Origin of the sequence: Hymenobacter negativus, from assembly GCF_017571495.1 — a bacterium.
Taxonomy (GTDB): Bacteria; Bacteroidota; Bacteroidia; order Cytophagales; family Hymenobacteraceae; genus Hymenobacter; species Hymenobacter negativus.
The window spans coordinates 65,402-77,665 of the sequence record NZ_JAGETZ010000017.1 but is presented as its reverse complement, the minus strand read 5'-3'; the positions used below and the strand labels follow the sequence as shown (position 1 = coordinate 77,665).

Here is a 12,264-nt window from a genome sequence, read left to right as displayed (position 1 = left end):
AGAACAACTATGTCTACGCTCCCCATCCTCCCCCCTCACCTCGACGAGGCACATCTTCAGCAGCTTAGCGCCGGGCTATCGGCGCACCAGTTGGTGTGGCTGAGTGGCTATTTCTACGGACAGGCCACCGGCGGCGGCGCGGCAGTTGCAGCTGTCGCGCCTGCCCCCGCCATGGCCGCTGCCCGGGTGGAGAAGCTGACCCTCCTCTACGGTTCGCACACCGGCAACGGCAAGAAAGTGGCCCAGCAAGCCGCCGAGGCCGCCAAGCAGCGCGGACTCCCGGCGGAGGTACGCGACATGAACGACTACCCCACCCGGCAGCTCGCGCAGGAGCAAAACCTGCTCGTCATCGTGAGCACCCACGGCGAGGGCGAGCCGCCCATGGCCGCCGAGGAGCTGCACCAGTTCATCCGGGGCAGCCGGGCGCCGAAGCTACCGAATTTGCGCTTCGCCGTGCTGGCGCTGGGCGATACCAGCTACCTGCACTTCTGCCAGACCGGCAAGGATTTCGACCAGCAGCTGGCCACCCTGGGCGGTACCCGCCTGCTCGACCGCGTGGATACGGACGTGGACTACCAAGCCGCCGCCAGCCAATGGATTGAGGCCGTTTTGGCGAAGATTGCCGGCGCAACGGTTGCTGAAGCCGGCGTCACTTCTACAGCCTCAGTTGCTTCGGAAGCTGGTGTCACCACCTCCGTCACACAGCTACTCAGTCCCTCATTCACACGGGAAAACCCCTGGCCGGCGCGGGTGCTAGAAAGCATTCAGCTGAACGGGCGCGGTTCGGATAAGGAGACGTACCACATTGAGCTGGACCTGGCGGGCTCCGGGCTGCAATATGCCCCCGGCGATTCCCTGGCCGTACGCCCCCGCAACCACGACCCGCTGGTGGAAGAAGTGCTACGCGCCGCCCGGCTCTCCGACTCGGCCCCGGTACAGTTGGGCGCGGAAAGCCTGCCGCTGGCCGCCGCCCTGGCTAGCCGCCGCGAACTTACTGTGCTCACCCGCGACGTGCTGGAGCGCTACGCCATCCTAGCCCCGCACGCCGAGCTGCAAGGGCTGCTGGCCGACACCTCGCGCCTCCAGCCCTACCTCTACGGCCGCGACGTGGCCGATTTGCTCACCGACTTCCCCACCGACCAGCTCACCGCCCAACTGCTAGCCGACACGCTGCGCCCGCTGCCCACCCGCGCCTATTCCATAGCCAGCAGCCTCCTCACCCACCCCGACGAGGTGCATCTCACCGTGGGGGCCGTGCGCTACGAGGCCCACGGCCGCCGCAAGCACGGCGCCTGCTCGTCGTTCCTGGCCGACCGCGTGGCGGTGGGCGACGAGGCCCGCGTGTTCGCGGAGCACAACGAGTACTTCAAGCTGCCCCAGAACCCCGGCACCGACATCATCATGGTGGGCGCGGGCACCGGCATCGCGCCGTTCCGTGCCTTCGTGGAGGAGCGGGTGGAGCTGGGCGCGGCCGGCCGCAACTGGCTGCTGTTCGGCAACCCGCACTTCACCACCGATTTCCTCTACCAGGCCGAGTGGCAGCAGCACCTTAAAAAAGGCGGCCTCGCCAAGCTCGACGTAGCCTTCTCCCGCGACCAAGCCGAGAAAATCTACGTGCAGGACCGCCTGCTCGAAAGCAGCCGCGACGTGTTCGGCTGGCTCGAGAATGGCGCGCAACTCTACGTGTGCGGCGATAAAACCCGCCTGGGTAGCGCCGTGCAAGCGGCTCTCACGCAAGTCGTGCAAAAGGAAGCCGGCCTCTCGGCCGAGGATGCGGCGGCCTACGTGAAGAACCTCAAGAAGCAGCGCCGCTATCTGGAAGACGTGTATTAGGACCTGACGTTGGGGCCTCACCCCCGGCCCCTCTCCGATGGAGAGGGGAGCCTGACGATTCAACGAAAACGTTCTAGCACTCTTTATAAACTTTTAACATCTGCCTCCGCGCCGCCGCGGCTCCCCTCTCCATCGGAGAGGGGCCGGGGGTGAGGCCCCCACTAGAGCCTATGAAAACGCTCAATACCCCTTGTTGTTGTCGCTTGCGCCCTCACCCCGGTCCTCTCCCATCGACTTCAACCACCCCAATTCATGAAATCCTATTACCCCTCATTCCTCCTTTTTCTCCTGCTGTTTCTGGCTAGCATCAGCGCAGCCTTTGCCCAAACCCAGCTCATTGCCATCAGCGGCGTGGTGCATGAGAAGGGCACCAACGAGGCGCTGCCCGGCGTAAGCGTCAGCGTGAAAGGGGCCAGCACCGGCACCCAGAGCGACGCTGAAGGCAAGTTTGAGCTGAAAGCCAAGCTGGCTTATCCGTTTACGCTGGTTTTTAACGCCCTGGGGCACGAGCCCATCGAGCTGCAAATTGTGGGCAGCAGCCAGCCGCTTAACATCACGCTGGAAGCCAAGGGCATTCTCACCAACGAGGTCGTGGTATCGGCCTCGCGAGTGGAGGAAAGCCGGCTGAAATCGCCAGTGGCCATTGAGAAGCTCGATATTCGAGCCATTAAGGAGACGCCCGCGCCCAGCTTCTACGACGCGCTGGAGAACGTGAAGGGCGTGCAGATGCTCACCAGCAGCCTCACCTTTAAAGTGCCGAATACCCGGGGATTTAATATTCCGAACAACTTCCGCTTCATGCAGCTGGTGGACGGCGTGGACATGCAAGCCGCCACGCTGGGCGTGCCGCTGGGCAACGCCATCGGCCCCACCGAGCTCGACATTGCCAGCGTGGAAGTGACGCCCGGCGCGGCCTCGGCCCTCTACGGCATGAACGCCATCAACGGCATGGCCAACCTCACCACCAAAAGCCCCTTCACCTACCAGGGCCTGAGCGTGTACCAGAAAGTGGGCGTGAACCACGTGGGCAGCGCCGCCGACCGCAATACCAGCGCCCTCACCGAAACGGCCATCCGCTACGCCCAGGCGTTGGGCAGCCGCTGGGCCTACAAGGTGAACGTGGACTACCTGCGCGGCACCGACTGGCTGGCCAACAACCAAACCGACCAGAACCCCCAGGGCCTGAGCACGTCCAACCCCGGCTTCCCGGAGCTGGCGGGTGCCGCCAACCCCGCTGCCGACCTCTGGAACCGCTACGGCGACGACACCAACTCCTCGCTGTCCATCACCATCCCCTACCAGGGCAAGAACCAAACCTTCACCGTGACGCGCACCGGCTACTACGAGAGGGATTTGGTGAACCCCATCGTGCGCAACATCAAGGCAGACGGCAGCCTGCACTACAAGCTGACCGACAAGCTGGAGCTGAGCTACGGCTACCGCTTCGGGCTGATGGACGGCGTGTTTCAGCGCGGCAACAAGATTCAGCTCGACGGCGTGACCGTGCAAAACCACAAGCTCGAGCTGAAGGGCAGCGACTTCGTGGTGCGCGCCTACACCCTGCTCGAAAACACCGGCAACTCCTACAACCTCAACCCGCTGGCCCTGAACCTGGACCTGCAAAATGGCTCCAATACCGTGTGGGGCAACAAGTTCCGCACCGCCCTGCAAAGCCAGCTGGCCGGCGGCACCGCCCTCGCGCCCGCCATGGCCGCCGCCCGCGCCGCCGCCGATGCCGGCCGCGCCGAGCCCGGCACGCCGGCCTTCAACGACCTGAAAGCACAGATTGTGAACACCAACAACTGGGACAGCGGCGTGAACGTGGCCGGCGCGCCCATCCCCGGCGGCGCGGCCCTCACCCAGCGCAGCCGCACCTACCACACCGAGGGCCTCTGGAATCTGGGTCCGCGCATCAAATTCCTGGACGTGGTACTGGGGGCCGATGCCCGCGTGTACCAAATCATCCCCGACGGCAACAATTTCGTTGATTTCAGCCTGCCGCTGGCCGAGCGCAACCAGCCCGGCGGCGGCTATGTGTACTACAAGAAATACGGCGCGTTCGCCCAGGGCACCAAGCTGCTGTTTGCCGACAAGCTGAAGCTGACCGGCTCGCTGCGCGTGGATTACAACCCCGAGTTCACCGCTAAAGTGAACCCGCGTCTGGCCGCCGTCTACACCGTGGCCGAGAAGCACAACTTCCGCGCCTCCTACCAGAACGGCTGGCGCTTTCCCTCCCTGTTTGAGGCGCTGTCGTTCGTGAACAACGGCAATGTGCGCCGCGTGGGCGGCCTGGCCCGCGTGAACGAGGGCCTGAACTACCTGCAAAACTCCTACACCCGCACCAGCATCGACCAGTTCAACGCGGCCGTGAATGCCTACTTGGCCGCCAACGCCGGCAGCACCGCCGCTCAGGCCGCCGTTCTGCCCCAGAACCGCGCCCTGCTGCAAGTCGCCAATCTTCCCACCGAGCAGCCCGAACAAATCAACGCCTATGAAGTGGGCTACCGCAGCGTGCTCCTCGACAACCGCTTGGCCATCGACGCCGATGCCTACTACAACGTCTACTCCGGCTTCCTCGGCCAGGTGGAAGTGAGTGTGCCCAAGGACGCCAACGGCCAGCAAGTAGCCGTGGGCTCCGATGCCGCCGCCCTGGCTGCCCTGCGCAGCAACCGCGACGCCCGCCAGGACCGCTACCGCGTGTACACCAACTCGCGCCAGGACTACCACAGCTACGGCTCCACGCTGGGCCTCACCTACAACTTCTACCAGAAGTTCACCGTGGCCGGCAACGTGAATTACAACGCCCTGTCGAAGAACAACCAAGCCGACGTGTTCGTGACCGGCTTCAACACCCCGAAATGGGCCACCAACGTGTCCATCGGCAACCGCGAAGTCATGAAAAATTTCGGCTTCAACGTGAACTGGCGCTGGCAGGACTCCTTCTACTGGGAAAGCCCGCTGGCCAACGGTCAAGTCCCCGCCTACGCCACCCTCGATGCCCAGGTGAACCTGCGCGTGCCCACCCTAAAATCCACCGTCAAGCTCGGCGGCACCGACATCCTCAACAAGCGCTACTTCCAATACGCCGCCGGTCCCACCATCGGCGCGCTGTATTACGTGAGCGTGGTTTTCGACGCTACGGTGCTGCATTAACCTCACAATTAACCTCACCCCCCGGCCCTCTCCCGCGGAGAGGGGGAGCCAAACGATTTGCAGCGCCTGTTTTTCAGTTCGTGCTTTTTCCAACTGATTTACTTTCCTCACTACACAAGTTAGCACATGTGTTACATCCGCGCCGCCGTGGCTCCCCCTCTCCGCGGGAGAGGGGGCCGGGGGGTGAGGTTACCCGCCAGAACATTATGTCCGAAACCACCGCTCCGCAGAAACTCTCCGAAGTTGAGCACGTCAAAATCGCCAGCCGCTACCTGCGCGGCACCATCGTCGAGAGCCTCGGCAACCGCCTCACCGGCGCGCTGAACCACGACGATACCCACCTCATCAAGTTCCACGGCTCCTACCAGCAAACCGACCGCGACCTCGATTCCGAGCGCAAGCGCCAGAAGCTGGAGCCGCTGTTTTCCTTCATGATTCGGGTGCGGGTGCCCGGCGGCGTAGCTACCGCGCCCCAGTGGCAGCGCATGGATGCCCTGGCTGACGCCTACGGCAACGGCACCCTCAAGCTCACCACCCGCCAGACCTTCCAGCTGCACGGCGTGCTCAAGCGTGACCTGCGCCCCACCATCCAGGGCTTCAACGATGCGCTGCTGGACAGCATCGCGGGCTGCGGTGATGTGAACCGTAACGTGATGTGCAACACCAACCCGCACGAGTCGCAGGTACACGCCGAGGTGCAGGCCGTGGCCGCCGCCATCAGCGCCCACCTCACGCCGCGCACCACCGCCTACCACGAAATCTGGCTCGACGGCGAGTTGCAAAACACCACCGAAGCGACGGACGACGCGGAGACGGTGTACGGCAAAACCTACCTGCCGCGCAAGTTTAAGATTGCCCTGGCGCTGCCGCCTTACAACGACTCGGACATTTTCTCGAACGACATCGGCCTCATCGCCATCGAGGAAAACGGCGAGCTGCTGGGCTTCAACGTGGCCGTGGGCGGCGGCCTGGGCATGACCTTCGGCCAGCCCGAAACCTACCCCCGCCTGGCCGACCTCATCGGCTTCGTGCCCACCGCAAACGTGGTGGACGTGTGCGAGAAAATCGTGACCATCCAGCGCGACTGGGGCAACCGCGAAAACCGCAAGCTCTCGCGCCTCAAATACACTATTGACCGCGCCGGCCTAACCGCCTTCGTGGCCGAACTGCACCAGCGGTTGGGCTATGCACTAGCTGAAAACCGCCCCTACCAGTTCCACAGTTCCAGCGACGCCTTTGGCTGGACCGGCCCGGCCGACGGTCCCTCCCACCTTGTGCTCTTCGTAGAAGGCGGGCGCGTGCTCGACCGCCCCGGCTACCGCCTCAAAACCGCCCTGCGCGAAATCAGCGCCTTCCACACCGGCGATTTCCGCCTCACTGGCAACCAGAACCTGATTCTGGCCAACATCGAGCCCGCCCACCGCGCCCGCGTCCAGGCTATTCTCGAAGCCCACGGCGCGGCCCCCAAAGCTGAGCAGCTTACCGCCCTGCGCCGCAACGCCTTGGCCTGCGTGGCCCTCAACACCTGCTCCCAGGCCTTCGCCGAGGCCGAGCGCTACCTTCCTCAGCTGCTCGACAAGCTCGACGCCGTCGTCCGCGCCCATGGCCTGGCCGAGGCTGGTATCCTCATCCGCATGACTGGCTGCCCCAACGGATGCGCCCGCCCCTACCTCGGCGAAATCGGCCTCGTGGGTAAATCCCTAGGCCGCTACAACCTCTATCTCGGCGCTAACCACGCCGGCGAGCGCCTCAACAAGCTCTACCGCGAAATGCTGGACGAAGACGGCATCCTCCGCGAGCTCGCTCCCCTGCTCGCCGCCTATGCCACCAACCGCCAAACCGGCGAAGGCTTCGGCGACTTTGTAGTCCGCACCGGCGTTGTGAAAGCCACGCAATACGGGCTGGACTTTCATTCATGACGTTCCATTAGTCGGAACCTTGCCCATAAGGCGATTCGAAGACTAGCAACGAACCCCTACCCATTTGTATCTTTCTGAGCTATGAACTCTGACCTCACGACCCCAACGGCCCCGGCGGCAACTACTGCGCCGGGGTCCGGGCCACCGGCCAACAACTTGTTTCCCATCTTCCTGAAGCTGGAGAACATGCGCGTGCTGCTGGTGGGCGGCGGCAACGTGGGCCTCGAAAAGCTGGGTGCCATTCTGCGCAACAGCCCTGCCACGGCCGTTACCGTCGTGGCCCCCCACATCCGCCCCGAACTGCGCGAGCTGGCTGCCCGCCACCCCAAAGTGCAACTGCACCAGCGCCCCTACCAGGATTCTGACCTCGACGGCAAAGACATCCTGTTTCTGGCCACCGACGACGTGGCCCTGCACCGCTACATCGGCAGCGCCGCCGCCGCCCGCCAGCTCCTCACCAACGTAGCCGATACGCCCGAGCTGTGCGACTTCTACCTCTCGTCGGTGCTGCAAAAGGGCGACCTAAAAATTGCCATTTCCACCAATGGTAAGTCGCCCACTATCGGCAAGCGGCTGCGCGAAGTACTGGCCGAAGTGCTGCCCGCCGAGCTATCCAACGTGCTCAGCCAGATGACCGTTATCCGCAGCCGCCTGCAAGGCGACTTCACCCAAAAAGTAAAATCCCTGAACGCTGTGACCGCCGAGCTGGCCAACGGCCCCGCCTACGAAACGCCCGCCACCACCTACTGGCGACGCGTGGCCACGGGTGCACTGGCCACGTTTGCGTTCTTCATCGTCCTCAACATCCTCTCCTACTACTTCACCTGGCAGCAGGTCTGGGACGTGGCGCGCTCGTCGGGCACGTTCTACACGTTCGTGGCCGTGGGCTTCATCGCCCAACTCGTGGATGGCATGCTAGGCATGGGTTATGGCGTGGTTTCGGCCATCAGTTTGATGTCTCTAGGGCTGAGTCCGGTGTCGGTGAGCGCCAGTATTCACACGGCCGAGATGTTTGCCAGCGGGGCCTCGGGCTACCACCACTACCGATTCGGCAACGTGAATAAGCGCCTGTTTCGGGTGCTGCTGCTGCCGGGCATTGCCGGCTCCATTGGCGGGGCCTATTTACTCTCGCGCTTCGGTGAGGAGTACGCCAACTACGTCAAGCCCCTCCTGGCGGCGTACCTGCTCATTCTGGGCATCCGCATCATCAGCAAGGCCGTGCGCAAGCAGCGCGAAAAGCGCCGCAAGGTGAAAAACGCCGGCTGGCTGGCCGGGGCCGGCGGCTTTCTCGATTCGTTCGGCGGCGGCGGTTGGGGCCCGCTGGTTACCAGCACGCTCATCACCAACGGGCGCACCCCGCGTTACGTTATCGGCACCGTCAGCCTCGTGGAGTTCTTCGTCACCTTCGCCAGCGCCTTCACCTTTTTCGCCATGAAAGGCCTGTCGCACTGGCAGATTGTGGCCGGTCTCATCGTGGGCGGCGTGGCCGCCGCGCCGCTGGCCGCCCGCCTCGCCGGCCGCCTCCCTACCCGTTGGATGTTTGTGGGCGTCGGCCTGATGGTCATCGTTTGGAGCCTCTGGGCATTGCGCAAGCTGCTGTAGCCTTACTATTTTTGCGCCGTCTTATATAAAGCCGTAACTTGTCTGAATAACAAGTTTTTCGGCAATGGTGAAAAAGAAACCGTTTCAGTGGCAACTGCTGGTACTGGCGGTGCTTTGTAGTGCCCTCGTTTTTGGTGATTGCCAATTGAATAAAAATCCACCCCTGCCTGAAACTATTGATTTTGGGCCTGACGAAGGCATCAGCTACCGCACGGACCAAAACGTTGCTACTGGTCCACAAGACCCCTCCGACTGGACCCTGGACCGCACGTGGAATGAACCCGAACAAAGCCTGTTTGCTTCGCTTGGCCTCAATTTGAACGGCGCGGCGCAGGGCACTGCCTCCGACATCAGTGCCTATCCTAACCCGGCCACGACTGCCACTTCTTTTCGCTACGACACACCAGATGCAGTGAAGTGCCAAATAATTGTAGTAGGCGACACCTACCAGTCGTATTACCTGCAGACTTTTTCCACTCCGGCTCGCAATTTGGTGCTCCCCCTCGACCTCAATGCATTTCCAAAAGGGAAGCGTTACCGAATCTATTATGTGCTCTACAATGGCACTACCCTTTACTACAAAGGGCACGGCGACATTAAAGTCAACTAGCCTCAGCAGTCGCATCAAAAAAGCCCTTCTCGCAACTGAAAAGGGCTTTTTTGACACATAAACCCTTGCGCTATATGTCGAATTTGATGCCCTGCGCCAGCGGCAATTCCGTCGAATAGTTGATGGTGTTGGTCTGGCGGCGCATGTACACCTTCCAGGCGTCGGAGCCGGATTCGCGGCCGCCGCCGGTTTCCTTCTCGCCGCCGAACGCGCCGCCGATTTCGGCCCCGCTCGTGCCGATGTTCACGTTGGCAATGCCGCAGTCGGAACCGCTGGCGGCCAGGAAGGCTTCGGCCTCGCGCATATTCAGGGTGAAGATGCTGCTTGACAAGCCCTGCCGCACGTCGTTCTGAATGTCGATGGCATTCTGCACCTCGCCACTGTACTTAATGAGGTAAAGGATGGGCGCGAACGTCTCCTCCTGCACTGTGTGGTAATGGTTTTCGACCTCCACCAGCGCAGGCTGCACGTAGTGGCCGCCGTGCAGCTCGGCGCCGCTCAGCACCTGCCCGCCGGTGAGCAGCTTGCCGCCTTCGGCCTGCACACGCACCAGCGCGTCTTCAAACGTCTTCACTGCGTCAGCGTCAATCAGTGGGCCCACCAGTGTGCCTTCCTGCAAGGGATGGCCGATGGGCAGCTTCGGATAGGTGGCCAGCAGGCGGTTTTTCACCTCCTCAAATACGCTGTCCTCGATGATAACGCGGCGCGTGCTGGTGCAGCGCTGCCCCGCCGTACCCACGGCTCCAAACACGATGGCGCGAATGGCAATGTCGAGGTCGGCGTTTTTGGTGACGATGATGGCGTTGTTGCCACCCAGCTCCAACAGGGCGCGGCCCAGGCGGGCCCCCACTACTTCGCCCACTTTCCGGCCCATACGGGTGCTACCCGTGGCCGAAACCAGCGGAATGCGCTTATCAGCTGCCATGGCCGCGCCAATGCTGGCATCGCCAATCACCACGCTGAACACACCTTCGGGAATGTCATTTTCGGCCAGCACGTCCTTGATGATGTGCTGCACGGCCACGGCCGTGAGGGGCGTTTTCTCCGAGGGCTTCCAGATGCTCACGTCGCCGCACACGGCCGCCAGCATGGCATTCCAGCTCCACACGGCCACCGGGAAGTTGAAGGCCGAAATGATGCCCACGATGCCCAGCGGATGGTATTGGTCGTACATGCGGTGCGCCGGGCGCTCCGAGTGCATGGTGAAGCCGTGCAGCTGCCGGCTCAAACCCACCGCGAAGTCGCAGATGTCAATCATCTCCTGCACTTCGCCCAGGCCTTCCTGCAGGATTTTGCCCATCTCGGCGCTCACCAGCTTGCCCAGCGGCTCCTTGAACTCGCGCAGCTTGTTGCCAATCTGACGCACGATTTCGCCGCGCTTCGGTGCGGGCATCAAACGCCAGGTTTTGAAAGCTTCCTGAGCAGATTTTACAACGGTTTCGTAGTCATCGGCAGTGGCAAAGGCCACGCTGGCAATGCGGCGGCCATCGGCGGGCGCGTTGACGACGCGGCGCTCCGCGTTGGCGCTGACGCCCCAGCTGCGGCCGGTGCTGTAGGCGGCATTATCGTCTTCTACACCCAACTGGCGCAGTACGTCCTGAATGCCGTGGGGGTCGTGGTGGGGATGCGCTACGGTTACGTCGGGCGCGGTAGCTTCTTCGAGGGCCTGCTTCATGGGAAAATGAGGTGGGATGATGCAGGGGCAAAGCTACGGTTTGCCGGGGAGTTGACGGCGGGCTGGCGCGTCAGCCCTATTCATTCTGACCCAACATCTGTCACCTTGAACACTGTCACGTCTGCATTTTCAGGATTATCGCAAGCCACTGAGTCGTGACAAGGTCCTTTGCTACGCTCGGGATGACGGCAAAGCTTTACTATACCTTACGCCCCACGGGCTCCTGGGCCAGTTGGCTCAGGTCGTTGAATACGTCGAGGCTATCACGCCGCAGGCCGCGTACTTCCTCATCCGACAGCTGCCGGATTTTGGTTTGAAAGTCCTTGTAGTATGCTATAAACACGGCAAGCTCTGGCACCCGGTTTTCGTAGGGCACCATGTTTTCCAACAGCTCATTAAAGAACTGTGGGCTATGAGTGGTCACGAAATACTGGTTGGTCTGCTGCGTAGCCACGCGTTCAGCCAGCTGCTTCACGTAGCGCGGATAAGAATGAGCCTCGGGTTCCTCCAGCAGAATAACCGTGTTGCGGTTTGATTCCATGGCGGCCAGGTGGAAGCCGTAGCGTCGCAACGTATCGCCGCTGCTGGAGTACGGATAGGCAAAGCTGAGCCCATCCACTTCCTTCATTACCTCGAAGCGGCGAGTGTCGGGCCGCACACGTAGGCGTAGGTTGTGGTTTTCAAACAGGGTAGCAAATTCCTGGCGTAAATCGACGTTGGCTTCCAGTACCTGCACCAGGTTGTTGCCGTGGGGTGGGCGTAGCGAGGCATCGGAGTAGCGGCGGTCGAGGTGGCCTTTGTGCTTGAAGCGGTACGATTTCACCGCCCGCGGCTGCCAAGCCGGAACAGAGGTCAGGTAGTGGCCGCCGGCTCCCGGCTGGTCCACGTAGCCATCACGGTCGAACTCGGTATAGAGGAAACCCGGTTCGGGCAGCGTACCGGCATTGGCTAAGTGGTCGTAGATGCGGCCCAATAGCTGGGCATCATCGCTCGTGCGGTTTTTGCCGCGGCCCTCCAGCAACGGCAAACCCAGCTGGGCACGCAACAACAGGTAAGCTGTCTGGCTGAATACCGCGTACTTGAAGCGCTTTTCCCCATTCTGGTTCACCCGTCCCAGCAAGCACACGTCGCGGTCGGTTTCCACCCGAATCGGGCTGGTCATCAGGCTATCGTGGAAGAGCTGCGCGGGCTTTTCGTAGCGAATAAAGCTGCGCATAAACTTTTTCTTCTGCTCGTAGGGGAAACTGCCCAGCAGGCTCATGGCTTCCAGCACCGTCGATTTGCCCACGTTGGGCTCGCCAATGATGATATTCACTCGCCGTGGGTGCAGGATGGCACTCCGAATCGACTTAAAATTCTGGATGTATAGGGTGTTGATGACGTTTTCCATGCACTAACGAAGGCGGACCAAATCGGGGGAGTGAGCCAGTTGATAATTCCACGTCAACAAGCTCCCGACCTGGGAAAAGTAT

7 protein-coding genes are annotated in these 12,264 nt (G+C 62.1%); 5 read left to right on the top strand and 2 right to left on the bottom strand.

Annotation, left to right across the window (positions count from 1 at the left end):
- Nucleotides 1-9: 9 nt before the first annotated feature.
- From J4E00_RS25590 to J4E00_RS25570, 5 genes are all read left to right on the top strand, one after another.
- Entirely contained in the window at nucleotides 10-1,833 is a 1,824-nt protein-coding gene (locus tag J4E00_RS25590) for an assimilatory sulfite reductase (NADPH) flavoprotein subunit (RefSeq protein ID WP_208178190.1), read from the top strand.
- A 252-nt stretch (nucleotides 1,834-2,085) separates the two neighbouring features.
- Entirely contained in the window at nucleotides 2,086-4,986 is a 2,901-nt protein-coding gene (locus J4E00_RS25585; protein ID WP_208178189.1) for a TonB-dependent receptor, read from the top strand.
- 206 nt (nucleotides 4,987-5,192) lie between these two features.
- Entirely contained in the window at nucleotides 5,193-6,905 is a 1,713-nt protein-coding gene (locus J4E00_RS25580) for an NADPH-dependent assimilatory sulfite reductase hemoprotein subunit (RefSeq protein WP_208178188.1), read from the top strand.
- An 81-nt stretch (nucleotides 6,906-6,986) separates the two neighbouring features.
- Nucleotides 6,987-8,507, top strand: coding sequence for a TSUP family transporter (locus tag J4E00_RS30115; RefSeq protein ID WP_208178187.1), 1,521 nt, complete (start codon nucleotides 6,987-6,989; stop codon nucleotides 8,505-8,507).
- Nucleotides 8,508-8,652: 145 nt separating this feature from the next.
- Nucleotides 8,653-9,117, top strand: a complete 465-nt coding sequence (locus J4E00_RS25570) for a hypothetical protein (protein ID WP_208178186.1) — start codon at nucleotides 8,653-8,655, stop codon at nucleotides 9,115-9,117.
- Between the two features lie 70 nt (nucleotides 9,118-9,187).
- Here the strand turns inward: J4E00_RS25570 and J4E00_RS25565 are convergent, their stop codons facing one another.
- Both J4E00_RS25565 and J4E00_RS25560 read right to left on the bottom strand, forming a co-directional pair.
- Nucleotides 9,188-10,792, bottom strand: coding sequence for an aldehyde dehydrogenase family protein (locus J4E00_RS25565; protein ID WP_208178185.1), 1,605 nt, complete (start codon nucleotides 10,790-10,792; stop codon nucleotides 9,188-9,190).
- 199 nt (nucleotides 10,793-10,991) lie between these two features.
- Nucleotides 10,992-12,182, bottom strand: coding sequence for an AAA family ATPase (locus J4E00_RS25560; RefSeq protein WP_208178184.1), 1,191 nt, complete (start codon nucleotides 12,180-12,182; stop codon nucleotides 10,992-10,994).
- Nucleotides 12,183-12,264 lie beyond the last annotated feature (82 nt).